The 25,521-nt window shown below is 66.9% G+C and carries 24 protein-coding genes; 6 read left to right on the top strand and 18 right to left on the bottom strand.

The features are described 5' to 3' along the window. Positions 1 to 140: 140 nt before the first annotated feature. A complete protein-coding gene (locus AB0M15_RS40385; protein ID WP_363832116.1) occupies positions 141 to 665 on the top strand; it encodes a DUF1841 family protein in 525 nt (174 codons plus the stop codon). Positions 666 to 674: 9 nt separating this feature from the next. On the opposite strand, the gene AB0M15_RS40380 is transcribed toward AB0M15_RS40385, so the two are convergent. Next, positions 675 to 1,427: a hypothetical protein gene (locus AB0M15_RS40380; protein ID WP_363832113.1), complete on the bottom strand. Its 753-nt coding sequence runs from the start codon at positions 1,425 to 1,427 to the stop codon at positions 675 to 677. Positions 1,428 to 1,437: 10 nt separating this feature from the next. Beyond that, positions 1,438 to 2,373, bottom strand: a complete 936-nt coding sequence (locus AB0M15_RS40375; protein WP_363832110.1) for a LysR family transcriptional regulator — start codon at positions 2,371 to 2,373, stop codon at positions 1,438 to 1,440. A 146-nt stretch (positions 2,374 to 2,519) separates the two neighbouring features. Between AB0M15_RS40375 and AB0M15_RS40370 the strand changes: the two genes are divergently transcribed. From AB0M15_RS40370 to AB0M15_RS40355, 4 genes are all read left to right on the top strand, one after another. After that, positions 2,520 to 3,425, top strand: a complete 906-nt coding sequence (locus tag AB0M15_RS40370) for an SEC-C domain-containing protein (RefSeq protein ID WP_363832107.1) — start codon at positions 2,520 to 2,522, stop codon at positions 3,423 to 3,425. A 307-nt stretch (positions 3,426 to 3,732) separates the two neighbouring features. After that, the gene (locus tag AB0M15_RS40365; protein WP_363832104.1) at positions 3,733 to 4,140 is read left to right on the top strand and encodes a hypothetical protein; all 408 of its coding nucleotides are present in this window, start codon (positions 3,733 to 3,735) and stop codon (positions 4,138 to 4,140) included. A gap of 61 nt (positions 4,141 to 4,201) precedes the next feature. Next, positions 4,202 to 4,612: a GNAT family protein gene (locus AB0M15_RS40360; RefSeq protein WP_363832100.1), complete on the top strand. Its 411-nt coding sequence runs from the start codon at positions 4,202 to 4,204 to the stop codon at positions 4,610 to 4,612. 152 nt (positions 4,613 to 4,764) lie between these two features. Beyond that, on the top strand, positions 4,765 to 5,640 hold the full coding sequence (locus AB0M15_RS40355; RefSeq protein ID WP_363832097.1) for a L,D-transpeptidase: 876 nt from the start codon (positions 4,765 to 4,767) through the stop codon (positions 5,638 to 5,640). On the opposite strand, the gene AB0M15_RS40350 is transcribed toward AB0M15_RS40355, so the two are convergent. Genes AB0M15_RS40350 through AB0M15_RS40295 form a run of 12 tightly spaced genes read right to left on the bottom strand, consistent with a single transcriptional unit; the run spans position 5,625 to position 16,760 of the window. Further along, positions 5,625 to 6,932, bottom strand: a complete 1,308-nt coding sequence (locus tag AB0M15_RS40350) for a SulP family inorganic anion transporter (RefSeq protein WP_363832092.1) — start codon at positions 6,930 to 6,932, stop codon at positions 5,625 to 5,627. The genes AB0M15_RS40355 and AB0M15_RS40350 overlap by 16 nt on opposite strands. Beyond that, positions 6,884 to 7,264, bottom strand: coding sequence for a SulP family inorganic anion transporter (locus tag AB0M15_RS40345; protein WP_363832089.1), 381 nt, complete (start codon positions 7,262 to 7,264; stop codon positions 6,884 to 6,886). The genes AB0M15_RS40350 and AB0M15_RS40345 overlap by 49 nt, the downstream gene beginning before the upstream one ends. Continuing rightward, positions 7,261 to 7,611: a metalloregulator ArsR/SmtB family transcription factor gene (locus tag AB0M15_RS40340; protein ID WP_363832085.1), complete on the bottom strand. Its 351-nt coding sequence runs from the start codon at positions 7,609 to 7,611 to the stop codon at positions 7,261 to 7,263. Before AB0M15_RS40340 ends, AB0M15_RS40345 begins: the two co-directional genes overlap by 4 nt. Beyond that, a complete protein-coding gene (locus AB0M15_RS40335; RefSeq protein ID WP_363832081.1) occupies positions 7,608 to 7,814 on the bottom strand; it encodes a hypothetical protein in 207 nt (68 codons plus the stop codon). The genes AB0M15_RS40340 and AB0M15_RS40335 overlap by 4 nt, the downstream gene beginning before the upstream one ends. Before the next feature lie 35 nt (positions 7,815 to 7,849). Continuing rightward, the gene (locus tag AB0M15_RS40330; RefSeq protein ID WP_363832078.1) at positions 7,850 to 9,232 is read right to left on the bottom strand and encodes an amidase; all 1,383 of its coding nucleotides are present in this window, start codon (positions 9,230 to 9,232) and stop codon (positions 7,850 to 7,852) included. A 19-nt stretch (positions 9,233 to 9,251) separates the two neighbouring features. Then, positions 9,252 to 10,058 carry an SDR family oxidoreductase gene (locus AB0M15_RS40325; protein ID WP_363832075.1) on the bottom strand — a complete coding sequence of 269 codons (807 nt, stop codon included), beginning with the start codon at positions 10,056 to 10,058 and terminating at the stop codon, positions 9,252 to 9,254. A gap of 12 nt (positions 10,059 to 10,070) precedes the next feature. Further along, positions 10,071 to 11,639, bottom strand: a complete 1,569-nt coding sequence (locus tag AB0M15_RS40320; RefSeq protein WP_363832072.1) for an aldehyde dehydrogenase family protein — start codon at positions 11,637 to 11,639, stop codon at positions 10,071 to 10,073. Continuing rightward, positions 11,636 to 12,502, bottom strand: coding sequence for an ATP-binding cassette domain-containing protein (locus AB0M15_RS40315; protein ID WP_363832068.1), 867 nt, complete (start codon positions 12,500 to 12,502; stop codon positions 11,636 to 11,638). Before AB0M15_RS40315 ends, AB0M15_RS40320 begins: the two co-directional genes overlap by 4 nt. Next, on the bottom strand, positions 12,495 to 13,484 hold the full coding sequence (locus tag AB0M15_RS40310) for an ABC transporter ATP-binding protein (RefSeq protein WP_363832063.1): 990 nt from the start codon (positions 13,482 to 13,484) through the stop codon (positions 12,495 to 12,497). The genes AB0M15_RS40315 and AB0M15_RS40310 overlap by 8 nt, the downstream gene beginning before the upstream one ends. After that, positions 13,481 to 14,299, bottom strand: coding sequence for an ABC transporter permease (locus AB0M15_RS40305; RefSeq protein WP_363832059.1), 819 nt, complete (start codon positions 14,297 to 14,299; stop codon positions 13,481 to 13,483). The genes AB0M15_RS40310 and AB0M15_RS40305 overlap by 4 nt, the downstream gene beginning before the upstream one ends. Continuing rightward, positions 14,296 to 15,243 carry an ABC transporter permease gene (locus AB0M15_RS40300; protein WP_343966497.1) on the bottom strand — a complete coding sequence of 316 codons (948 nt, stop codon included), beginning with the start codon at positions 15,241 to 15,243 and terminating at the stop codon, positions 14,296 to 14,298. Before AB0M15_RS40300 ends, AB0M15_RS40305 begins: the two co-directional genes overlap by 4 nt. Next, positions 15,243 to 16,760 carry an ABC transporter substrate-binding protein gene (locus AB0M15_RS40295; protein WP_363832054.1) on the bottom strand — a complete coding sequence of 506 codons (1,518 nt, stop codon included), beginning with the start codon at positions 16,758 to 16,760 and terminating at the stop codon, positions 15,243 to 15,245. Before AB0M15_RS40295 ends, AB0M15_RS40300 begins: the two co-directional genes overlap by 1 nt. Before the next feature lie 170 nt (positions 16,761 to 16,930). Here AB0M15_RS40295 and AB0M15_RS40290 point away from each other — a divergent pair, with 170 nt between their 5' ends. Beyond that, positions 16,931 to 17,701, top strand: coding sequence for a FadR/GntR family transcriptional regulator (locus AB0M15_RS40290; RefSeq protein WP_363832051.1), 771 nt, complete (start codon positions 16,931 to 16,933; stop codon positions 17,699 to 17,701). On the opposite strand, the gene AB0M15_RS40285 is transcribed toward AB0M15_RS40290, so the two are convergent. From AB0M15_RS40285 to AB0M15_RS40270, 4 genes are all read right to left on the bottom strand, one after another. Next, positions 17,702 to 18,712, bottom strand: coding sequence for a type IV toxin-antitoxin system AbiEi family antitoxin domain-containing protein (locus tag AB0M15_RS40285; protein ID WP_363832048.1), 1,011 nt, complete (start codon positions 18,710 to 18,712; stop codon positions 17,702 to 17,704). A gap of 125 nt (positions 18,713 to 18,837) precedes the next feature. After that, positions 18,838 to 19,332: a hypothetical protein gene (locus AB0M15_RS40280; protein ID WP_363832045.1), complete on the bottom strand. Its 495-nt coding sequence runs from the start codon at positions 19,330 to 19,332 to the stop codon at positions 18,838 to 18,840. A gap of 98 nt (positions 19,333 to 19,430) precedes the next feature. Then, positions 19,431 to 19,850, bottom strand: a complete 420-nt coding sequence (locus AB0M15_RS40275) for a hypothetical protein (protein WP_363832042.1) — start codon at positions 19,848 to 19,850, stop codon at positions 19,431 to 19,433. Beyond that, complete coding sequence (locus AB0M15_RS40270; RefSeq protein WP_363832039.1) at positions 19,847 to 25,510, bottom strand: RHS repeat-associated core domain-containing protein; 5,664 nt, start codon at positions 25,508 to 25,510, stop codon at positions 19,847 to 19,849. Before AB0M15_RS40270 ends, AB0M15_RS40275 begins: the two co-directional genes overlap by 4 nt. Between the last annotated feature and the right edge of the window lie 11 nt (positions 25,511 to 25,521).

The following is a 25,521-nucleotide window of genomic DNA, read 5'->3' as shown; positions in this document are numbered from 1 at the left end:
CACACCCGCCGCCCCGGTCCTGTCGGGGGGTCGTTATGGGGGGGGGGGGGGGGCCCCCCCCCCCCCCCCCCCACGACGGTTCGCGAAACGCCGGGGTGACTAGGTAGACGTCGGCGGTGTCGACTTGCGAGAGTTGGGCTATGCCGAAGAGCCGCGGTCGCAAGAAGCCGAGCAGGAAGCAGTCTCGGGGACGGCTCCGTGCGGTACCGGACCAAGCCGACAAGCTGCAGGATGACGAGTTGCAGGACGAGGTTGAGCGGCGGATGTTTACGATGCCGTACGTCGGGACTCGCGTCGGTGACGACGACTTCCCGGCGCTGGATCCGGGCGATCCGGATGAGCGCGGCATCTTGATCAAAGGCGAGCATCCCGAGTACCACGACGTACTCGCTGATCCCGATTTCGAGGGTGAGCTCGATGGCGTGAACCCGCGTCTGCACCTCATCATGCACGAGATGGTGGCGAACCAACTGTGGGACAACGACCCGCCCGAGGCATGGCACGCCGCGCGCAGACTTCGTGACCTTGGCTATGACAGGCACGACATCCTGCACGCCCTCGGGGACGTGTCCTTGACGCAATTGCACGCCAGCTTGACCGAGCAGAGGCCCTTCGATCGCGAGCAATACTGCGCTGACCTCGATCAACTCGGCCGCCACATCTAGGCTGCCGAGCTACGAGGGCCAGGTGGTCAGGGCAGCTCTGGCGAAAGTCAGACCTTGGGGTGTGGGCTTCTCTGTCCAGCGGCTGATGCCTCGGTCACTGACAAAGGCGCCGAGGCGGGACAACACCATGTTCGTGTCCCAGACCGCCTGGCCGGCTGTCCATGACGTCATCGGTGATCCGTCACTTGTCCGCCAGCCGATGGCGGTGAGGATCTCCGCGATCGTGCTGTTCGGATCCTCGGTGGACTGTGCGGAGAGAACTGCCAGGAGGATGAGCCTGGCTTGAGTCTCGCAGCTGTCCCTGGAGGACTGCGGCAACTGTTCGGCGAGATGCCACCACAGGGCTAGCGGATCGTTGCGGACGGCCCGCCCGCATTTCGTGAGCAGGAGTGCTCCTCGGTACTTCCGCAGCAGGCCCAGCGCCTGTGCAGATTCGCGCAGGTGCAGTACAGGCATGGTCTGAACCTCACGGTTACCCTTGCCGATCCATTCGTCGCCAAGGGCGAGATCGGCCATCGCAGCCTCTACGTGGATAGGCGGCAGGTATCCGGCTCCGGTCAACTTGATGCCGTCGGCCCCGACGCAATCCAGCAGCCAGGTGTACGGCGAGACCATCCGGGCAGCGGTATCGGCGTCGATCTCAACCGGCTCGTCGAGGTGTGCGTCGTCCATCAACTGCTGGAACAGCGCCTTCTGCGCTACGAAGCGGATCGAGTCCGAGAGTTCGCCGAGCGGACCGGGAAGGTCACGTTTGCGTGCCACCCGAGCGAGGCTATCGGGCGCGTACTGCGGTACCGCGCCTGGGCTCCGGATGGGCTTGGCCCTTGGAGCCGGCGGTGGTGGGGAGCATGCCTATCAGGGCATCAGCGGCTAGGGATGCTGCGGTGCCGGTGGGGATGGCTACTGAGACTTGCCAGGAGTCGGCCGAGTTGGGGGTTAGGGGGACAGTGATGTGGTCGCCTCGTTTGGCGGCTATGCGTTCTGGGACTAGGGCTACGCCTAGGTTGTGGCTGACCAGGGCTAGGAGGGTGTGGACGTCGTTTACCTCGATGGTGACGGGGTGGCTGACGTTTGCGGCTGAGAAGGCGTGGTCGGCGATGGCTCGGGCGCCCCAGCTGGGGTCGAAGTCTACGAAAGACTCGCCTGCTAGGTCTTGGAGAGAGACGGTGGGGGCGGAGGCTAGGCGGTGTTCTGCTGAGCAGACCATGACCATGTCTTCGGTGGAGAGGGGGCGTAGGTCCAGGCCGTCGATGGGGTGGCCGGCGGTGGCTACGAAGGCTACGTCTAGGCGGCCTGAGGCTAGTTCTTCGAGCATGGGGGTGGAGCCGCCTTGGCGGACTTCGATTTCTACGGCTGGGTAGGCCGAGCGGAACTTCGCTAGGAGGGCGGGGACGTCTACTACGCCTAGGCATTGTTCTAGGCCGACGGTTAGGTGGCCGCGGAGTAGGCCCTGTACTGCGGCTACCGCGTCCTTGGCTGCTTCGGCGGCGGCTAGGGTACGGCGGCCTTCGCAGAGGAGGGCTCGGCCGGCCTCGGTTAGTTCGACGCTGCGGGTGTTGCGGACGAAGAGGGAGGCGTGGAGCTCGCGTTCTAGAGCGCGGATCGAGGCGGACAGGCCGGACTGCGAGATCGACATCGCCTCCGCGGCGCGGGTGAAGTGCTTCTGCTCGGCGACGGCGACGAAGTGCTCGAGATGCCTCAGCTCCATGACTCAGAAGTATAGGTGATGGAAATCTGCCGATTATTCGGCGGTAGATGTCGCCGGACTGGGGAGACGACCATGTAACCGGCCGGTTGTCCACAGATCCGAAGGACGGTCGGCCGCTGCGACGGAATCTCCATACCTTCCTTGGCATGGACGAATCGATCGCGGAGAAGATCCGCGCCATCTGTGCCACTGCTGTCTCCGCCGATCCCGCCGAGGAGTCGTTGGAGATGGCCCGGATCCATGCCGACTTCGGGGAGCCCGAGCTCGCAGTCGAGATATGGGAGCGACTGATCACGGAAGGCGGCGAGGATGCCGTTCAGGCTCACCTCGACTACGCCGACCACCTCTTCACTGCACGCCGGGATACCGACGCCTTCAGTGAGCTGCAGGCCGTGCTGTCCACTGAACAGTTCCTGAGCGAGTCGTGGATGCACGCAATCGAGATACTCGAGGATCACAAACCATCAGCAGCACTCGCCATGTACCTGCTCGCGATGGAATCCATGACAGCCGAGGATTTTCGGAATCCAGCACACGCATCCGGGTACCTCAACTTGGCTATAGCTCGCCGCAGGCTGAAGTGGAAGCTCGACATCCCGCTGTCTGATTCTGATCTGCTCGTCGAAAGCGACGACGCCGAATATCAGGCCAAGCTCTGGCGATTGCTTGCTCTGGTAGGAGAGAGCCAGGTCGCCGACCGGCAGCCTCGTTTCTGGGATCGTGGAGCTCGGGAGGCACTGGCCTGGACTCGACCCATAGGAGCCCTCCCGGAGGAACCCAACGCCTACTACCTCGAAATCGAAGCCGTACTTCGAGCCCGAGGGGGTGGCCGGGTCCTGGTGAACGGGATGAGCCTCGCCGACTGGACGCGGCTCCGAGAACTCGCCGACGACGCCAGGACGCTTGACGATCTTCAGACCATCGTCGACGAATACGACGGAGGCACTACAGTCGAATGGCCGCCGGCGCGTAACCAACGCTGTTGGTGTGGGTCGGGGAGAAAGTACAAGAACTGTTGCGGCGGGCCGCATGCGACGGCTGGCTTTGAGTGAGGTCTTGGGCCAAGCGTTGGAGCCATCTCGGCTCCGCCCCCAACCGGTTGCGGTCTTGGTATCACCCACGCCTTGTCCGGTCCGTCGCCATCCGGCCACACGCTGGCGCAGGAGCCGATGGCGAGTTTGTTCGCCACTGGAGTCCCCGCGGTGAGGGACATAATCGCGCTGGCATGGGGTCCCCTTCGCCTGACGCACCCGAGCCATCGCTCGGCGGGACAGTCGGCTGACGAATGGTCGAGAGGCAACCAGGGTGTTGCACGGTTGGTGCAGGTGGGTCGGGGTTGGGGTCGGTAGGGTGGGGGTTATGGCTGATGAGTACCGCGTTGAGGTTGAACTGGATGACGCTGAGCATGGGTTGTCGTTCTTGGAGCGGTTGCGGGCGGTTGATCTTGATCATGCGGCGGAGAAGCGGCTCGGTGGGCAGGTGACGGTTACCCGGGATGGGTCTCGGTTGCTGATTTATGCGAACACCGAGGCGGATGCTCGTGAGGCTGAGAAGACTGTGCGGGAGCTTGTTGCTGATGATCGGTTGAGTGCGGATTTCACGCTTACTCGCTGGAGTCATGCGAAGCAGGAGTGGGTCGATCCGAGTACGCCGGTGGATGACGCGGACGCGCCGGAGCCGAGTTATGAGGGTGTTGAGACGCCTGATCCTCGGTATGTGGTGATGCAGGCGTATAAGCCGGAGTTTTTGCGCGATCTCGGGCTCTGAGGCAGGTCGGGGGACGCAGCCCGTTAGGTCCTCTGCGGTCGTATCGCCGGGCTGGACTGGAATGGGTTCCGGGATCCGCAGGGGCCGGTACGCCGAGGACGGGTTTCTTGGGAGTGACAACGGCCGGCTGATCGTGCAGAGCGGGGATGACGCGGCCGGATTGGTGAGTTGGACCGAAGGAACGTTCGACGGGCGGACGAAGTACTGGGAGATCGGGATCGCCCTGCTGCCGGAGTACCGGGGGCGCGGGATCGGGTGGCGGGCGCAGAAGTTGCTGGCGGAGTATCTCTTTCAGCACACGCCTGTGCAGCGGATCCAGGCGGCGACGCATCCCGAGAACAAGGCTGAGCAACGGTCGTTGGAGAAGGCCGGGTTCCAGCTCGAGGGTGTTGTGCGCGCTTGCGAGTTCAGAGCGGGCGCATATCGCGACGGGTGGCTCTACAGCAGGCTGCGGAGCGACGTCGTGGAGTGAAGCCGACGGCAACGGTTCGGTGACAGATGGTCAGGACTGCGGGTGCGGGGCCCCTGCCGGTACTAGCCTCGGCGGGCGGTGGCGTACGGCGGGTCTTCGGCCGATGGCGCTGCCCCTCTGCGACTCTGGGAAAGCCGACGGAAAGGGGAATCGTGTCTCGACGGCGTGGTCTCGTTGCTGGTGTCGTCCTGCTTGCCGTCACGGCGACGGGATGCGCGGATGTGGCGGCTGATTCAGGTTCCTCCGGTACGCCGAGCGCTACCGCGACGTCCCCGTCAACCACACCAGGTACTTCGAGTACGCCCAGCACGTCAACCACACCAGGTACTTCGAGTACGCCCAGCGCATCGAGCACACCTAGTACTCCGAGCACGCCCGGTACTCCGAACACGCCGAGCACCCCGCCGACCGTCAAACCCACGGCCAAGCCGACGGTGAAGCCGAAGCCGCGCCCCGTTTCGGCGTACGCGAAGCAGGTGGAGGCCAAGCTCGACGCGCTCGGATACCCCGTCGGCGACGTCGACGGCGACATCACCAAGCGGGCCAAGCAGGCGTTGTGCGCCTGGCGCGAGACCAACGGCATGCCCGTCAGCCGCGGCGGACTGACCGGCGCCGACGTGCGATCGGTGCTGACGGCAACCAAACGGCCGGCGGCGACCAAGGAGCCCGGGATCTACGTCAACAAGACGTGCCTGGTGCTGTACCAGATCGTCGGCAAGGAGATCCGCCGGATCGTCTGGGTCTCCACCGGCGGCCCCGGCTACGAGACGCCGAACCGGACCGGCAAGGTCTGGCGCAAGTGGGCCGGTGCGCACGAGAGCAGCCTGTACGACGACGCCTTCATGTACGACTCCCTGTACTTCCTCAAGGACCGCCCGGGAATCGCGCTGCACGGGAGCCGGGTCAACACGTTGATCAAGACCTACCCAGCGAGCCACCGCTGCGTCCGGGTGATGCGACCACAGATCCACCACATCTTCGAAGAGACCCCGATCGGCACCAAGGTCCAGGTCTACGGCGAGTACTGACCGGAAACGAGGATGCCCTCCCGGTGCAGATGACCGCGAGCGGCGGTGATCGCCTCCCGGGTGGTCCCAAAGACCCGGCCCGCGCTGCGCAGGTGAGCGATGGCGTCCAGAGCATCCAGCGGTTGATGGTGATCCGGCTGGATGCCGGAGATCAACACCACCATCCCCCGGTGCTCGAGCTTCTCGATCGCGTCCTTGAGCACCAGAGCGCCGGTGGCGTCGACGGCGCTCACCGCGGACATCCGCAGGATGACCACCGACACGTGGGCCACCTCGGACAGTTCGAGCAGGAAGCGGTGCGCGGCGAACAGCAACGGCCCGTCGATGCGGTAGGCCACGATGTGTTCGTCGAGCAGCGCTCGCTCCTCCATGTTGTGATCCCCCGGCAGGTCCGGATGCAGCGGCATCTGGCGAAGAGTCGCGCTGCGAGCGACCGCACGCAGCGCCAGCGCACCGGCGACGACAAGGCCCAGGATGACCGCCTTCACCAGGTCCAGTGCCAACGTCGCCACAGCGGTCAGCGCCAGTACCAGGGCATCTGATCGGGTCGCGCGAGCCATTGCCCGGACCGACCCCACCTCGACCATCCGGACAGCTGTAGCCAGCAGTACTCCGGCCAGCGCGGCAACAGGAATCCGTCCGACCAGTGGAGCCGCGGTGTACACGATCACGGCCAGCACGCCGGCATGCACCAGCGCCGCCAACCGCGACCCGGCGCCGGACCGGACGTTGACCGCCGTCCGCGCGATCGCACCAGCAGCGGGCACTCCCCCGAACATCGGCACCACCAAGTTGGCCAAGCCCTGGCCGAACAGCTCACGATCAGGATCGTGCTTGTGGTTGACGCCCATGCCATCGGCGACCGCAGCGGACAACAGCGACTCCAGTGCGGCGAGCGCGGCCACGGCCAGCGCGGGACCGGCCAGCGACCAGAGCACCGAGAAATCCAGAAACCCCAGCGATGGCGCGGACAGGCCCGACGGCAAAGCGCCGATCCGTACTACCTTCAGCCCGGCCGCCTCAGCCAGCACCGTCGTCAGGACCACCGCAACCAAGGAGAACGGCACCGCGGGACGCAACCGGCCGCCGACGAGGATGATCGCCGCGACGGCAACGGTCATCGCCGCGGCAGTCCAGTGCGGGTGCGCCACGAAGGCGGCGAAAGCCCGACCCGCGACAACTACGACGTGATCCCCGTCGGGCGTCGGCACTCCGAGCGCGGACGGCAGCTGCTGCAGTCCGATCACGCACGCGATCCCGAGCGTGAATCCCTCCACCACGGATGCGGGCACGAATGCCATGTAGCGACCGGCTCTGGCGATCGCCAGGAGGCGCCGTACGTGTGCATGATCGGCACCAGTACCACCGTCATCGCGCCGGTCGGCCCTGAGACCTGAAGTCCCGAGCCGCCGAAGACCGCGGCGATCGCACCCGCGATCACGGCGGTGGTCAGTCCCGCGGCGGCCCCGAGTCCGGACGAGATCCCGAAGCCGAGCGCGAGTGGCAGCGCCACGATGGCGACGGTGAGGCCGGCCATCAGGTCGCGGCGAGGCTGACGCAGGGTGGATCGCAGGTCCGATCGGGTCGGAAGCAGCGCGAGAACGCGCTCTCCAACCGCGCTCATCCGACGCTGGATTCGGCTTCGCGCAACTCGGCGAGCAGCTCGTTCTGCCCGGCGATGAGGTCGGTGAGGATGCGGCGCGCGACCCGGAGCAGCTCGGCGACGTCGCTGCTGGCGATCTGGTACATGACGGTCGATCCCTCCCGGTGCGAGCTGACGATCCCGTACCTACGCAGTACCGCGAGCTGCTGCGACAGGCTGGACGGCTCGATCGCGATGTCGGCCAGTAGGTCGCGGACCGGCCGCGGGCCGTCCTGCAACAGTTCGAGCACCCGGATCCGGACCGGGTGGCCGAGCATCCGGAAGAACTCCGCCTTCGCCTGGTAGAGCGGAACCGCCAGCCCGGTCACGCCTCGTCGCCTGGCTCGGCGGCGGGCACGTTCACGCCGTGCTCGCCGGCGAGCCGGCGCAGACTCTTCAACTCCCCGCTGCGGACGTCCATCGCGTAGTAGTCCTGCTCGCGCTCCGCCTCGTCGAACGCCCGCTGAGCGGCCAGGATCCGCTCGCTCAGACCTGCGGCGAACTGGCTGACGTCCTCCATCGGGGTCTCCACGACTTCACTATGTAGTGAATTGAAGAAGTTTGCAACTAGATCGAGGGCCAGGGGCGGTGCGGCGTCTGTGCGTCGACGTACTCGGCCAGGCGCAGGGCGGCCAAGTCGTTGAAGCGGGGGGCGGCGATTTGGAGGCCGATCGGGAGGCCGGTACTCGAAAAGCCGCAGTTGACGGTGGCGGCGGGGTGGGTGGACATGTTGTAGGGGACGGTGAACGCGATGTGTTCGAAGGGCTTCAGGGGATCGTCCGTCGGGTAGGCGAGCTCGGCCGCGAAGGCCGTGATCGGGGCGACCGGCGAGAGGATGAAGTCATACGAGGCGAAGGCCGCGTCGACGGCGGCGGCCATGGCGTGCATCTGCGAGTAGCCGTGGAAGACGTCGAACGCGGTCAGCTCACCAGCGGTCGAGACCCAGCGGCGGATCTCGGGCAGCACCTTCTCGCGGCGGTCGAGCGGGAGTGCGTTGATGTCGTACGCCGAACGCACGCGCCAGAAGTGGTCGAGGCCGTCGAGCATCTCGCGGGTGATGATCGGCGGGATCGGTTCGACGATGGCGCCTGCCTTCTCCAGCAGGGTTGCAGCAGCGGAGACGGCTGCGGTCACCTCGGGGTCCATCGGCAGCCCGAGGCCGGCGTCGAGTAGTAGTCCGATGCGGAGGCCCTGTGGGTCCAGTGTTGGGCTGTAGCTGTCGGGCCAGCGCGGGAGGGACGTGTGGTCGCGGCGGTCGGCGCCGGAGATGACGGTCAGCGCTAGGGCGGCATCGGCGGCGGTACGGGTTAGTGGACCGATTGCCCTGCCTGGGTAGGGGTTGCCGACCGCTACTCGGCCGTGGGTGGGCTTGAGGCCTACTACTCCACACCAGCCGGCAGGGAGGCGGATGGAGCCCCCGATGTCGGTACCTAGGTGGATCGGACCGTACCCGGCGGCCGCGGCTGCGCCTGCTCCGGCACTGGAGCCTCCCGGCGTACGGGTGGGATCCCAGGGGTTGCGGGACAGGTGGTGGAAGGTTGAGACGCCGGAGGAGAGCATGCCGTACTCCGGCATGGTGGTCTTACTGAAGATGACGGCACCGGACGCGCGCAGGCGGGCAGCGGCTGGGGCATCTTCAGTTGCCGGGGTCAGGTCTGCGGCGGCTGTTCCTTGGGGGACCGGGGTGCCGCGGGTGGCGATGTTTTCCTTGACGGTCACCGGTACGCCGTCCAGTGGGCCGGCTGGTTCGCCGGTACGCCACCTGTACTCCGAATCGCGGGCGGCCGCGCGGGCGGCCGTCGGGTCTGGGGCGTAGAGGGCGCAGAGCGTCGGTTCCAGGGAGTCGACTCGGGCGAGCACGTCCTCCAGCACCTCGACGGGTGACAGAGAGCCCTCCTGGTAACGGGCAACGAGCTCGACGGCAGTCAGATCGGCGAGACGCTCAGTCATCGTGGCTCCAGGCGAGTCGTTAGTTAGGTGGGTTGAAGCGGCCGTCCACAGCGGTCCAGCCGCCGTCTACGTGCAGGACGCTGCCGGTGACGAAGGAGGAGGCGTCGGAGGCCAGGTAGACAACGGCGCCGGCCAGTTCGTCGGGGGTGGCCCAGCGGCCTAGGGCTGACTTCTGCGCGTAGGCGTCGTACCAGGCCGGGTCGGCCTTGATTTGGGCGGTGAGGGGCGTTTCGACGACGCCGGGGGCGATGGCGTTGACGCGTACGCCGTTGGGGCCGAGCTCGGCGGCGGCGGTTCGGAGCAGTTGGACGAGGCCGGCTTTGGTTGCCGCGTACACCGATTGGCCGGGTTCGACCGTGGTCGCGCGGATCGAGCTGAAGCCCATGATGCTGCCTCGGCCGCGCGCCGCCATCGGACCGCCGAAGGCGCGGATGAGGTCGAACGACGCGCGCAGGTTGAGCGCGACGACGCGGTCGAACTCCTCGCCGGTGTAGTCGAGGATGCGCTTGCGGACGTTCGTCGCGGCGGTGAAGACCAAGACGTCGACGTCGCCGAGCTCCTCCGCAGCTTTCACAACTGCTTGCTCGTCCAGAACATCCAGCCGGTACGCCGTAAGCCTGCTCGCGCCATCCTGCCCGTTGCCGGCGCCGGCGCCGTTGCCGAGAGCCGTCGTCTCCGTGGCGGCTCTCAGGTCGCGGTCGCCGGCGGTCACTCGGGCGCCTTGGGCGGCGAGGGCGAGGGCGGATTCGCGGCCGATTCCGCTGCCTGCGCCGACGACGACCGCGTGCTTACCGTCCAGCCGGAACAAGTTCGCGTAGTCGGTCATCGGGCAACCTCCTCAGGGTTTCGGGGGCAACGGTTTCGGGCGGATGATCGCCATCCTGGTTGTGGTCAGTTCCTCGATGGCGAAGCGGGGGCCTTCGCGGCCGGTACCCGAATCCTTGACGCCGCCGTACGGCATCACGTCGGAGCGGAAGCCGGGTACTTCGTTGACCACCACTCCCCCGACGTCGAGCTGGTCGATCGCGGCGAAGGCGGTCTCCAACGAGCTGGTGAAGACGCTCGCATGCAGTCCGTAGCGCGACGCGTTCACGGTCTCGAACGCGGTTGCGATGTCAGGCACGGAACGGATGGCGATCACCGGGCCGAAGATCTCCTCGTCCCAGGCGGGGCCACTCGGTGGGTCAAGCAGGACAGTGGGTCCGATGAGCTGAACGCCTGACGCTGAGGTCGTCTCCGATGTGCTCGGGTAGGTAGCCGCGGCTGACGCCGCCGGGGTGGGCAGAGTCGGGGTGGGCGGCGCGGTGGGGGTGGGCGGCGCGGTGAGGATGGGCGTTTCGGGGTGGGGGTGGGCGAGGGTGGCGCCGGCGGTGATGGCGTTGGCTATCCAGGTGCGGACTCGGGTGGTGGAGCGGGTGTCGATGAGGGCTGAGACGCGGGTCGCGGCGTCGCGGGGGTCGCCGACGACGACCTGGTCGAGGCGGGAGCTGAGTTCGGCGAGGAAGGCGGCTCGGACGGATTCGAGGACGATTACTCGTTGGACGCTGATGCAGGCCTGGCCGGAGGCGTAGTAGCCGCCTCGGATCACGGCGTCGGCGGCTGCGGGGAGGTCGGCGTCGGCGGCTACAACGAGCGCTGAGTTGGAGCCCAGTTCGAGGAGAACCTTGGTGGGGGCGGCATCTCGGGCTATCTGGTGGCCGACAGCGGCTGAGCCGGTGAAGGAGACAGCGCCGATTCGGCGGTCGGTGGTGAGGGTGGCGCCTACGTCCGGGCCGCCGGTGACCAGTTGGACTGCGGCGGCCGGGGCGCCGGCTGCGACGAGGGCTTCTCGGACCAGGTGGACCAGCCAGAGGGTTGCGAGTGGGGTTTGGGGCGCGGGCTTGATGATGACCGGGCAGCCGGCGGCCAGGGCGGGGGCGAGTTTGTGGGAGGCGAGGAGGAGCGGGTAGTTGAAGCCGGTGATGCCGACGACTACGCCGATCGGTTTGCGAACCCAGAAGCCTTGCAGGCCGTCGCCACTCGGGAGGAGGTCGAGGGGGACGGTTTCGCCGTGGAGGCGGGCTACCTCTTCGGCTGACGTCTCGAGGGTGAGGAGGGTGCGCTCCACCTCGACGCGGCAGTCGACGAGCGGCTTGCCTGTCTCCAGTACGAGGAGGTCTACGAAGGCGTCGCGCTGAGAGGCAAGGGCGGAGAGCGCTCCCTGGAGGGCGCGCCGCCTGACGTGGGAGGGAAGGCGGCCGACTTCAGCCCGGACAGAGAGCGCGTTCTCGAGAGCGAGTCGAGCCAGGTCCACGGTGCCGATGGGTGCTTGAGCCACCAGCGTTCCGTCGTACGGGAAATGGACGGGGGCGGTGGACGGCGCGGGGATCCAGCCGGAGCCGATGGGCAGACCTTCGGGGAAGTTCATTCGGCGGCTCCCTTCAGTAGATCGCTGGTGGTCGCGCCGGCCAGGGCTCGCGGGAGGGTGGGGATGGCGGAGACGAGGCGGCGGGTGTACGGGTGGGTGGGGGTTGCGTAGACCTGGCCAGTAGGGCCGGTTTCGACAACCGAACCGTTGTGCATGACGGCTACCCGGTCGCAGACGTGCTTGATGACCGAGAGGTCGTGCGAGACGAAGACGAGGGTGAGGTTGAGTTCGTCGACCAGGTCCGAGATGAGGTTGAGGACCTGGGCACGGACGGAGACGTCGAGAGCGCTCACCGGCTCGTCGGCGATGAGGATGCGTGGGCTCGGGGCCAGGGCGCGGGCGATCGAGATGCGTTGGCGTTGGCCGCCGGAGAATTGGTGCGGGTAGCGGTCCCCCGCGTCCGCGGACAACCCGACCGCTTCCAGGAGTTCACGGACCCGGGCGCCCGAGGCCGGATGGCCTTGTACTACGAGAGGTTCGGCGATGATGTCGCGGACGCGCATCCGCTGGTCGAGCGAGCTCATCGGGTCCTGGAAGACCAGCTGCAGACTCGACCGGAGGAACTTGAGTCGGCGTTCCGGGAGTCTGGTGATGTCGGTGCCCTCGACAACTACCTGACCGGAGGTGGCGCGGTCGAGGGCGGCGATGATGCGGAGCAGGGTGGATTTGCCGCAGCCTGATTCGCCGACGATTCCGAACCGTTCGCCAGCCTGTACTTCGAGACTGACGCCGCGGAGGGCGTGGACCGGCGGCGTTGCCTTGAGCAACGAAGTGCGGGCGCTGGGGTAGTCGCGGTGGACGTCAACGACACGAATCGCAGCCTCAGTTGTCGAGCGTGGAGAGTCCTGTCGCGGGTCAGACATTGGTGGGCTCCGGTGCCATGGCGGGGTGGTGGCAGGCGTAGCCGCGGGAGGAAGTGCCTTCCCAGAGTGGGGCCTCGGCGCAGATATCGGTGGCGAAGGAGCAGCGAGTGCGGAAGACGCAGCCGGACGGGAACTGGCCGGCCGCCGGGACGTTGCCGGGGATGGTCGGCAGGCGGGCTTCGGCGGATTCCAGGTCGGAGGCTGCCAGCAAGCCTTGGGTGTAGCGGTGGCGCGGGTTGGTAAAGATTTCGGCGACCGGGCCGGACTCGACTACTCGTCCGCCGTACATGACGAGGACTCGTTGGCAGACGGTCGCTACCACCGCCAGGTCGTGGGTGATGAACAGGAGCGCGGAAGAGCGGGCGGCGACGCCCTTCATGATGAGGTCGAGGATCATCGCTTGGACGGTGACGTCCAGGGCTGTGGTGGGCTCGTCGCAGATCAGCAGGGCGGGGTCGTTGGCCAGGGCAAGGGCTACGACCACTCGTTGCCGTTGACCACCCGACAACTGGTGGGGGTAGGACTTCCCGGTATCAGGTAGGCCGACTCGGTCCAGGAGTTCGGCGGCGGCGAGGCGGCCGGCGCGACGTCCGGAGACGGTGTGGTGGATGAGCATGGCCTCGGCGACCTGGTCGCCCACTCGCATGGTCGGGTTGAGTGCGGTCATCGGTTCCTGGAAGACCATTGCCAGCGAACTGCCTCGCACGCGAGACATCTGCCGCTCGTCGGCGCCCAGCAGTTCGTGTGAGACGCCTGCCAGCCGTACCGATCCAGCAGCGTGCACGTCCTCCGGTAGCAACCCGATGATGCTCAAGGCCGTCAGCGACTTGCCCGACCCCGACTCGCCGATCAGCCCGACCCGCTCCCCCGGCCCGACGGTCAGATTCACATCGGCAACGAGCGTCTTGTCCCGCACCGTCACGGTCAGTCCCTGCACCGAAAGCACATCAGCCTGAGCCTCATCGCGAAGCACCTCGGTCATCGCCGGTCCTCCAGCTTCGGATCGAACCGGTCCCGCAAACCATCCCCGAGCAGGTTGAACCCCAGCACGGCCAGAGCGATCGCCACCCCCGGGAACACCGCCAGCCGCGGCGCGCTGAACAAGAACTCCTGGCTCTCCTGCAACATCCGCCCCCACGAGGGAGTCGGCGGCGGCGTCCCATACCCAAGGAACGACAGCGCCGCCTCGGCCAGTACCGCGATCGCAAACGACACCGAAGCCTGCACCGTGATCAGACTCGTCACGTTGGGCAACACATGTCGGAGAGCAACGGGAAACGGCCGCCGCCCAGCAGCCCGAGCCGCGAGCACGTACTCCGTCCGCATCACCTGCAACGCCCCACTCCGAATGACGCGGGCGAACGAAGGCACCGTAGCGATGCCGATGGCAACCATCGCCGTCAACGTACTGGCCCCGAACACAGCCCCGAACATGATCGCCAGCAGCAACGCCGGAAACGCCAGCAACAAGTCGTTCCCCCGCATCACCACTTCCGAGACCCACCGAGGACTCATAGCGGCAAAAACCCCAACCGGTACGCCGATGACGGCCGCGACCCCAACCGCCACCAACCCGACGAAGAGCGTCGTCCGCGACCCGACCATCAGCTGGCTCAGCACATCCCGCCCGAACTTGTCCGTCCCGAACCAATGCGCCCAAGACGGCGAAGCCAGGCGGACAGAAGGGTCGACGAACGTCGCGTCGTACGGAGTCCAGACGAAGGACACCAAAGCGGTCAGCACGATCAACCCGACGATCACGGCGCCGACGACGAGACTCGGATTCAGCCGTCTCATCGGGCCACCCGCAACCGGGGATCCAGCGCGACGTACAGGAGATCGACGAGGAAGTTGACCACCAGGACGGCGACGACGAGCACCATCACCACATCCTGGACGAGCAGCAGATCGCGATTGGACACCCCGTCGAGCAGCAGGCTGCCGAGCCCCGGGATCACGAAGACCCGCTCGACCACAACCGCCCCGATCAGCAACGTCGCCAACTGCAATCCGAGCACGGTGACCACAGGTACAGCCGCATTGCGCAACCCATGCCGCCACAACGCTGGAAACGGCCGCAACCCCTTCGCCCGCGCGGTCCGCAGATAGTCCTCACGCAAGACATCGAGCACAGCGCTCCGCACATAGCGTGTCAGCACCGCACCTTGTACCAACCCGAGCGACAGCGCCGGCAGGATCAGCTGCTTCAGAAACATCCCCGGATCGGAAGCCGGCGGCGTCCACCCGTTCGCGGGCAGCCAGCCGAGCTTCACCGCGAACACCATGATCAGCAAGATCCCCGCGAGAAACGCCGGGATCGCAACTCCCAGTTGAGAGAGAGCAGAAAGCGCCAACCCAGAGAGCCGGCGATGACGCGCGGCCATCACCGTTCCCGCCGGAGCAGCCAGCACCAGCGCGACGACCATGCCGACCACGACCAGCCACAGCGTCACCTGGAAGCGGTCGGCGACCTGCGGGCCGATGGCGACCTTCGACACGTACGACGTCCCGAAGTCGCCATGCAACAGTCCACCGAGCCAATCGAAGTACTGTGTGGTCAACGGCCGATCCAGCCCGAACTGCTGACGCAATGCGGCGACAGCCTCGTCCGACGCGTTGACGCCGAGAGCGACCCGGGCCGGGTCGCCCGGGAGTACCGCCATGAATCCAAAGACGAGCACCGAGGCCACCGCGAGGCTGATGACCAGCACCGCGGCGCGCTCGACTAAACGAAGGATCATCAGGAACGGGCGAGCCGCGACAGGTCGAAGGACTCGGTGATCGCGTTGGTGGGCAGGCCGGTCAGGAACTTGTCGGCGACGACCAGGTTCGGCAGCAGGAACAGCCAGTCGGCGGCGGCCTGCTCGGAGATCCGTCGCGCGGCCTTCTTCATGTTGTCGACCTGCACCGCCTCGTCACCGGAGTCCGCCGCGGCGAGCAGCGAAACCAGCGTCGGGTCGTCGTACCGGGTGTAGTACTTCGCGTTGAAGACGGCGCCCAGGTCGCGCGGCTCGACGTGCGCGATGATCGACATGTCGTAGTCGGCGTTCTTGAACACCGTGGTCAGCCACGCGGCCGGGAACTCGAGCTGGTCGATCGTCACCTTCAGCCCGACCTGCTCCAGCTGGCTCTTCACCACCTGGCCGCAAGAGGTTGCATAAGGCAACGTCGGGAGCCGGAGCCGGAGCGTCGCACCGGCCGCGCCGGCCGCCTTCAGCTCAGCGGTCGCCTTCGCCTTGTCGTAGGGCGCCACGCCGGTCAGATCCTCGTACCACGGGTCGGTCGGCGGGACCATGCTGCCGATCAGCTTGCCGCGGCCCGCGAAACACGTGTCCAGCAAGGCCTTGTGGTCGATCGCCTGCCGGATCGCCTGCCGGACCCGGAGGTCCTTGAACACCGGCCGGGAGTTGTTGAACGACAGCACGACCTCGCCGTTCGTCGTTCCCTCGATCACCTGGTACTTGCTGTTGCTGGTGAACTGGGTGAGTGCCTCGGGCGCCTGCACCGTGCCGATGACGTTGATCGTGCCCGTGAGCAGCGCGTTGTTGAGCGCCGTCGGGTCCTTGAAGTACTTGAGCGTGACCTGGTTGAAGAACGGCTTGGTGCCCCAGTAGCCGTCGTTGCGCTGCAGCACGATCGAGTCGCCGCGCTTCCAGCTGCCGAACTTGTACGGTCCGGTACCGACCGGGTCGGTGGCCAGCTTGTCGATGCCGGTCTGGGAGAACATCGCGCCGACCCGGGTCGTCATCCGGAACAGCCAGCCGTTGCTCGGCGCGCTCAGCGTCACCTGCAACTCGGTCGGCGACACGGCCTTGGCCGAAGCGACGACATCCATCGCCGACTTCAGTGAGGTGGTCCACGCCGTCTTGACCCGGTTGATGCTGAACACCGCGTCGGCCGCGGTGAAGGCGGCGCCGTTGGTGAACTTGGCGTTGTCGACCAACGAGAAGGTGTAGGTCTTGCGGTCCGGCGAGACGGTCCACGACTTGGCCAGGTCCGGCACGATCTTGCCGGTCTCGTCCTGTTTGACGAGCCCGTTGTAGACGTTGCCGAGCAGCACCTGCGGGATCGCGGCGCCGTCGGTCGTGGTGAAGTCCAGGCTGGCCGGCTCCGCGACCAGGCCGACGGTGAGCGACTGATCCCCACCAGGCGACGCCCCAGAGCCAGAGGTACCAGAGCCCGCGGAGCAGGCTGCGGCCGATGCGGCCAGCAGGGCGGCGCCGAGCAACGCGATCGCCCGGGTGGAATACGACTTCACGCGAACTCCTCTGACCGTCATGCGCGCATTTTGCCTGCCCACGGGGTGACGGACCTCGGCGGATCGCCGGTGACCACCGCACCCGTAACTGGTCCGACCAGTGGACTAGGTATCAATAGGCCACTAGGTTTGTCGCTACCGAACGGACTGTCAAGGCAATGGAGGTGCGAATGGCGAAATCTGCCGAAGACCGGCCGCGGTTCCAGCCGGTGCAGACGGTTCGCGCCTACCAGCGCATCGTCGAGCAGATCGAGGACGCGCTGGCCGACGGGTCGCTGGCTCCCGGTCAGCGGTTGCCCAGCGAGCGGGAGCTGATGGCGCAGTTCGCGGTCAGCCGGTCGACCGTGCGTGAGGCACTCAGAGTCCTCGAGAGCAACGGCGTGGTCCGCTCACGGCCGGGCGATCCGAACGGCCCGGAGATCCTGCCGGTCTCCCAGGGCCCGCTGCGCAAGCAGATGACCCGGCTGGCCCGCGTCGACGAACTGACGCTGAGCGAATTGATCGCCTTCCGGATGATCATGGACGGCGCGGCGATCCAGCTCGCCTCCCGGCTGCGCACCGACGAGCAGCTCGTCGAGATGGAACAGACGCTGGTCGCCATGCGGGCAGCGATCGACGTCGACTTCGCCGCGTTCAGCGAGGCCGACGTCGCCTTCCACGAGGCAGTCGCGCGGGTCAGCCGCAACTCCCTGCTGCAGACCTGCAACGAGGTCGTCCGCGGCGTAGTACTGAGCCTGATCTCGGACAAGATCGCCCACGCGACCAACAGCCGCGCCCTGATGCTGGAGTCCCTACGCCACCACACCGAGGTCGTCGAGGCCATCCGAACCGGCAACGGCCACGCCGCCGCCCGCCTAACCCGCCAAAACCTCTACGCCTACTACGCCACCTACGTCCCGGTGCCGGAGCGTGACCCCCTCCGGGCCTTGATCGACGACTGACTAGCGGCTTTTCGTGCCACTGGCCTGATGCATCACGCGAGTGGTAACAAAACCTGCCAGCCGGGTACGCCGGTCCGCGGCCCGCCGTACCGCCGCATGGATGCGCCGGGCGAGCCCGTCGGGTTTGGTGAGGTCGGACCAGGTTGCGCGGACCACCTCGTAGCCGAGATCGCGGAGGGCATCCTCGCGGCGCTTCTCCCGGACCAGCGGCAGGGCGCCCTTGCCGGCGTACTTGAGGGCACCGTCGAACTCCACGATCACGCCCCATTCGGCGAGGAGAAAATCGACTCGCCCGACCAGCCCACCCGCGGCGTCATAGATCTCAGCCTGCGGAACGGGGGCGGGCAGACCGATATCCGCCATCAGTACCCGCAGCCGGGATTCGCCGACGGACTCTGCCGAGCCATCACCGAACTGCACCGCACGGATCGCCGTACCGATGCCGGCCCTGCCTTGGAACAGCTCCAACGCGTCCTCGAGTTGCGATGCCGTCGCCACGCCAAGCCTCAACGATTCGTCGACCACCGACACCGCTATCGGGTACGAGGTATATCGAATCGCCTCGACCACGGCGCGCGGGCCTGGCGTCAATTGCACGCCATCCAGTTCGACCGGCTCCACTACAGGTGGGCGCGCGGCGTGTTGGCATACCCCAGTACCGGATCTGCCGGGGCCGGTACGCCGGGTGAGGTGTACGCATCCCAGGTCGAGATCCGTCACCTCGATCCCGTGCAGCAGTACGGCCGACTGGTGGCTGAGCACTGCGCGTCCGCCAAGGCGGTGATAGACGGCCTTGGCGGCCCGAACGTGCAACCACCTCGTCTGCTCCCACTCGGGCGCTGAGTCGTGATCGTCGCGCAGCTCGGCGTATGCGCCCTGACAAAGGCGAATCCACCGGCCGGCGCTGACTCGCGCCCGAATGTCGTTGTCGCTGTAGCCGGCCGCGAGGGCGTCGGTGCGATCGAACCAGCCGCCTCGACTCGCGGACCTCGTCACCAGGTTTCTGTTCATACACAGAACATGCCGTCGCCCCGGACCTGCAGACGAACCAGTTCAACACCTGTGGACGAACGCTGTTCTTGCTGCCGCTGGCGTGAAACATCACGCCAGCCGTAGCAAAAAGTGCCAGTAGCTACTTAGTCGGCGTGCTCTAGGACGCGGATTCGCGGGATCTTCAGCTCGCGGCGGGCGTTGGTGGGCCAGTCCGAGCAGAGGAAGCGGGCGACCGTTTCGGGCCAGGCGACTACTACTACTTCTTGGCTCTTGGTGCTGTTGACGAGGGTTTTCAGGGCTAGCAGGACCTCGCCGTGGGTGATGGAGACGTTGACTCGGCAGTTGTTGTGCGCCCGGAGTCTTCTGGAGCTGTGTTCGATCACCGAGGCCAGGTCGAACTGGGGGTCGGCCAGGGCGGTTGCGGTCGTCGTGCGGCCTGGACTGGAACCGAGGCCGGCGACGGCGGCGAAGCTGGAGCCCAGCAACGCCATCGGACCGCCGATTCCCTCGGTCGGGTGACTGGAGACGAGGACGTGATAGTCCACCGTCTCCTCGTTCCTTGCATGCAGGGCGGCGACCCTTCTTGCGTCGCCCTCGCTCATCTCACGTTCGATGAGCACCACCACGTCGTACGTCATGCGTGGCTCCCTTCGCCTCTTCCTTTGTAACCCCGCGCGCCAACATCCGCAGGCATGATCGCCGGGTTCGCGACAGAAAAGTCACGGAACTCTCATACTCACCGGTCCTGGCCGAGCCGCTTCCGGGTCGCCAGGACCAGCTTCACGAAGTCCGGATCCAGCGCGGCCAGCGCCGGTCCGAAGCCGTCCTGCTCCAGCATCCGGACGATATTGCGGTCGATCGTCTCCCAGCGCCAGTCCCCGTCCGCCTCGCGCACCAGCCTTCCCAGCACCCCCAGGCAGCGCCGTACGAGGTCCGCCGCCCCAGGCTCAGGCAGCGACGGCCGCAGCAGCTCCAAATAGAGCGCGTCGGCCACCTCGGCGTACCCGGGCGGCATCAGCTCCCGGCTGTACCGGATGGCGTCCTCCACTTCCTTCGCCAGCAAGCCGGCGAGGAACGGACGCGCCTCCGGTACAGCCATCCAGAGCCGATCGGCGAGGTCCGAGCCGAGGCTCAGCGCCATCCGGGCGTCGGTCAAGCCACCCCTCCGACCTGCGGGTTCAGGTACTGGTCACAGATACCGGCCATGTCGAACACACAGAACCCTTCCATCATCTGCTGCTTCGGACTCGCCCCGGGCGTCGGGCCCCGGAAGATGTCGATGGCTATCGGTACCACGGACAGGAAGCCCATTCCCCGCAGGAACCCACGGGTCGTCGCGCCCTTGTTCTTGTAGACCGGACTCCGGCCGACCGGATTCTCGGGCTTGTAGTACTGCGCGTCCGTGACCTTGGTGTACGCCATCTTCTCGGACGCTTTCTTCAGCGGCTGCTCGAACTGGTCCTTGCGACCCGGCTGCGAGTTCGTCGTCCGGGTCACGACGCCGCGGTTGTCAGGCTGGTTGAGGGCGCCCCACAGTTCCTTGGCCTCGTCGATCGCGATCTTGCGTTCCTCCCCGCTCAGCAGCGAGCCACCCTTGCCGCGGGCGATGTCGTCCTCGTCGATCAGGTCGACCAGACCGGCGAAGTCCTGCGCGACCGACACGTCGTGGTAGATGCCGTGCGTCGCCCGGCCGGTCAGCAGCTCGTTGCGCAACGCGTCCGCGCTCCTGCCGCTGCCGATCCAGTTCTTGTCGGTCACCTCGGCGTAGATGTGGTTGAGGTGGTTCTGCAGCTTCTGATTGGTGACAGTGGGCTTCGGCGCCTTCGGCTTCTGCTGGATGTCCGGGATCTCGATGACCGTGGCCGGCGTCGGCGGAGGTGGCGGCGGGCCGGCGTGACCGCAGATGCAGAAGCTGCGACCGCTCGGATCCGAGTAGGTGACCGGGTTGTTGTTGGAGTACGCGTACCCCTGCATCTGCTGGGGATCGGCCAGGTCCATCACCGGATCGACCGTGATGAAGCGGCCGGTCGAGGCCTCGTACTCCCGGGCGCCCAGATGGGTCAGGTCGGTGCTGTCGTCCTCCGTACCGCCGACGAAGCCCTTGCTCCCCGGGAGGTCGACCTCGCTCCCCCGGGTCTCGCCGAACGGTGTCTGCCAACGCCGGACGACTGCCTGCGAGTCGGCGCCGATCGCGATCGTCCCGGTGCCCTGGTGGTCGGAAGCCGTCCACGTCAGGCCGGCCCCCGTCCGGACGGCGATCGCTTCACCGGCGTGGCTGTAGTACCTGGTCGCCCGTACTTGCCCGGTCGACTCGTCGAGCCGCAGCTCCTCGCCGTTCAGGTAGAGCGTCCGCGCTCCCGGGTCGCGGCGGATCAGCCGGTTGCCGTCCGGGTCGTACAGGAAGGTGCTGCTCTTCCCTGCCTGGGTCGCCTTGGCCAGGTGGCCTTCGACGTCCCACTCGAGCGTCTGGCTGGTACCGGCCACCTTCCGCGAGGTGGTGTTCCCGGCGACGTCGTATCCGTAGTCGTCGGTCCGGTTCCCGCTCGGCCCGGCGGTGGTGACCGAGTCGAGTCCATGCGGCCGATCGCCGCCTGCAGCCGGGTAGGCGTAGGTCTGGGTCGTGTCCCCGCCCGAAGCGTGCGAGGTCTTGGTCTTGCGGTTGCCGATCGCGTCGTAGCTGAACGACTGCCAGTACGGCGCCGGCCCGGCGAGCGTGGCCGTCGAGGGGTCACCACTGCAGCCACCCCCCGGGGTCCAGGCCTCAGTGAGTCTCCGAAGGTAGTCGTACCGGAAACACTGCACGTCGGCCGGCTTGTCCATTGCGGTGTCCGAAATGGACGTGATGTTCCCGGCCGGGTCACGCGTGTAGTTCACGTCAGCCTGCATGGGCTGGGTGACCTCGGCGTCGACGATCGTCCGGTTGAGCCGGCGGCTGCTGTCGTCGTAGTAGTTCGACAGCCAGGCCCGCTTGTCCCCTTCGCCGAGCTGCATCCGCTGCAGCTCGCCGTACCGGGTGTACTCCGTGTTCTGCGCGTACTCCACAGTCGAGCCGGTCGTTCCGCCGTACGTCCGCAGCGGATGGCCGAGGTCGTCGTACGTGTGGTTCAGCGTCTCCGCCGGCAGATCACCCGCAGCCGGGTACGTCGAACTCGCCAGCGACCCATCAGCGTTGTACTTGCTCGTGCTGGCGTACGACCCGGCCAGTTGCCCCTCTGCCTCGGGGATCGTGATGGTGGTCGTCGAGGGCTGATCCAGAGCGGTGTAGGCATCGACGGAGACGGAGTACGGCTGTCCCTTGTCGTACCGGGTCGCCGTCGCCAGTTGTCCCTTGCCGTACAGCGCCGTGTCGTAGGTCCACTTCGACAGCACCGTCCCGTCGGCACTACCCGACCGGACCGCCAGCCGGCGACCGAGCGGGTCATAGCTGGTGAACAACTTGTTGCCCTTGGCATCGGTCAGCTGGGTGAGCTGACCGGCCGCGTCGTAGACCATCGTCGACGCGCCCTTGTCCGGGTCGTCCGTCCAGACCTGGTTGCCCTGCAGGTCGTACTTGTACCGCCACGTGTTGCCGGCCGAGTCCTGGACCGTGCTGAGCTTGCCCGTCCGCGTGTAGGCGAACTTCGTCGTGTCGAAGGTGGTCGCCGTCTTGTGCTGCCGGTACTCCACCGTCTGCCCGCGAGCGTCGAAGATCGAGGTGGTCGGAGTGTCCCCCTGCGGTGGCGTCACGCTGACGCCATCACCCTCGTACTTCGTGGTGGTCCGCCACTTCTCCTGCACACCGGCCTGGTAGATCCGTGCGACCGTGCGGCCGGCACCGTCGTACTCCGTGACCGAGAGCCCCGGCACATCGGCGTCACTCGACGTCCACAGGTCCGCGTCGACCGCGCCGTCGTTGTAGTACGGCTGGGTCTGCTTCCAGATCCGCCCCTGCGAGTCGTACCGGGTGTCCGTGATCAGGCGACCGCCACCCACGGCCGGCGCCTGGGTCTGCCGCAGTCGCAGCAGCCCGTCGTAGAGCTGGTTGGTGGTGACAAAGCGATTGTTCGGGCCGAGCGTCGTCTCGGTGACGACGGTGGGCCCGTCGTTGCGGTACTGGTAGCTATAGGTCTGGCTGGCCGGGAAGTTCGACCGCGGCCGGTTGGCCGGCCAGATCGCGGTCACCCGGCCGAGCGCGTCCACACTGGTCTCGGTCTTGCGCTGGTTCGCGTTCACCGTGAGCACGCCCAGGCCCCAGGCTGGGTCCAGCGTGGTCGTCGTCGCGAATCCGGCCGGGTCGGTGATCACCGTCTTGGTCACCGGGCCGCCGGTCGCCGGGGTGTAGGCGGTCGTGGTCACCCGATCGAGTGCGTCGGACTTCGCCGTCTCCCGGCCGTACGCGTCATAGGAGGTCGTCGTGGTCGAGTACGACGCCGCCCCGGTGGCCGGCCGGTCCACGAGCCGCTCGACCTTGGTCGCGTTACCGACCGTCGGTACTGCGCCACGTGCGTGGTCGTCATAGCTGGTGTAGACGTCGGAGACCGCGTTGTCCGGGAAGACCGGCCTCTTGTCGCAGGCGACCGAGACCGTCTCGGCCCGCGACGGCAGGTCCATCAGCCAGAGGTCGCGGTTGCGGACGTACGTCGTACGGACGCATTTGTCGTCGTCGGCCTTGGTGACGTCGCCCAGGTCGTTGACCTCGATCGGGACACCGAGGTCGTCGTACTTCGTCTCCGTCCTGGTCGTCAGCCAGCCGCGATCGTTGTCGAGCGCTGTCATCGTGCGAGACGACGCCGAGTCGACGATGTACGACTTGAAGTCGCCGCGTACCGCCGTCGGACCCTGCCAGGCCGGCTCGTTGATCGTCTTGCTGACCACCTGGTCGGTGTCGCCGAGGTAGCTGATCGTCTCCAGCAGGAAGCCCTGCAGCCAGTCCTCGTCGTGGTGCGCGCCGTTCTCGGAGTCCTTGACGTCCACAGTGCGGGTGCCAGTGGCGAGGTGGTCGCCGTTCATGCCGCGGTAGAACCGCTGCTCGGTGACGACGTGCGGTCCGGACGGGTCGTTGGTGATGCCCTTGCGGATCTTGACCCGCCCGAAGCCGCGGAACTCGTTCCAGGTCTTCTTGTCGGCGGGCACGAACTCCGAGTCGTCGTAGTGCCAGGCGGCGCCGTCGAGGTACTCGTAGCTGGTGATCTGCATCGGGTTGGAGCTGATCCGGTCCGACTCGGTCACCGACGCCACGACGTACTTGTTGAAGTAGTCCGTCCGTTCGGCGTGGTTCCTCTTCGTCCACCGGACCGGGAAGCACCGCAGGGTGTTCGTCTCCGCGTTGGTGGGCGGCGCCAGGCAGTCCGGCGCCGCGTAGTTGATCGAGGTCACGCCACCGGTCTCGGAGACGATGCCGGTGATCCGGTAGCGGATGATCGGAGCGAGATCGTCGGCCTGGTAGACGCGGTTGGCCATCTTGGCGCCCTCGAAGGTGACGGGCGGCAGCTCGACCGGGGTCGCCCCGGCGAGACCGGTGTGCTTGATCGACTTCAGCCAGAGGGCCGCCTTGCCACCGTCACCGGGGTCGGGGAACTGCTGATCAAGCGTCCAGCGATCGACCTCGCCCCACGACGAGCCCCGCCAGACCGACGTGGTGATCGTCGACAGCCGCTGCGTCGTCCAGAAGGTCGGCCAGTACTTGTCCTTGCAGGTGTCCGCGTCGCAACGGTCCTCGACCGCGACGTCCGGGAAGTTCTCCGGCTTGTCCAGCGTGCAGGTGCTGCCCGGGACACACCGGTACGCCGTCGCGAAGTCGACCCGCCCGGTCGGCTGGCTCGACGCGCTGGTGTGCAGGCCGTACTCGATGTTCTTCAGCCAGCCGCCGCGGACGTACTCGACGCCCGGGTCCTTCAGGTTCTGGCCGTACTTGTTCGTCTCGGTCTCGTAGTTGTAGAGCATCACGTTGCCGTGCGGGTCGACGACCTTGTCGAGGTTCCAGCGCCACGCCTGCTTGCAGGACGACTTGTCGAAGGTGGCCTGGTGACAGGGCTCGTCGGTGTCGTCGCCGTAGACCGGGACCGTCCAGGTCGCCTTGGAGTCGGACCGGGAGCCGAAGTAGTACTGCGTCCCGTCGGTCCCGGTGATCCGCCAGTACTCGCCGTCGGCGTCGTTGTTGGAAGCGCCGTTCAGCCGCTCGATCCGGGCGCCGTCGTCGCGCTTGTTGCGCCAGCCCTCCTTGCCCAGGATCAGGGTTCCGCCACCGCCGCCGTACGACGCGGTCGCGTTGTCCGATCGCCAGCACAGGTCCGGGGTGTTCTGCCCCTTGGTGCTGCCTTCCTTGTCGTCGGCGCAACCGCCGTACGAGCGCTCGACGAAGCCGGGGTCGAGCGACCAGCCGTCCCCGACCCAGGACGCCTGGTTGTTGGTCGCGCTCGTCCGGCCGTCGACCGCCGATGAGGCGTAGCTCAAGGCGAGGTTCGGCTCCAGACCACCCGGCGCGGGCGGTACCCGCAACGGGTAGTTCCAGCTGAAGTCACCGGTCTGCGCGGCGACGTCCCAGGTCGCCGAAGGAGCCAACGGCGTCGCACCCGAGGTGCTGCCACCCTCCTTCGCGCTCCCAGCCGCGGGCTGATCGCCGTGCAGTTGGCGGCTGGTCGCTTCGTCCACCGGCCGCGGTGCCATCGACTGCTTGCCGGCCGGTACGGACGGGACATTGGTCAACGGCACGGTCGGTCCGGTGGCCGCCGCGGCGATCGACGGACCGGCGGCCTGGGTCACCCCGACCGCCACCATGATCGAGGCCATCGTCAGCGCGACCGTTTTCTGGGCGCGCGACAGTCTGATACGGCGCATGATTTTCCTTC

Origin of the sequence: Kribbella sp. NPDC051718 (genome assembly GCF_040681515.1) — a bacterium.
In the GTDB taxonomy this organism is placed as follows: domain Bacteria; phylum Actinomycetota; class Actinomycetes; order Propionibacteriales; family Kribbellaceae; genus Kribbella.
Note: the sequence above shows the minus strand (reverse complement) of the source record. Positions and strands in the feature narration are given on the sequence as shown.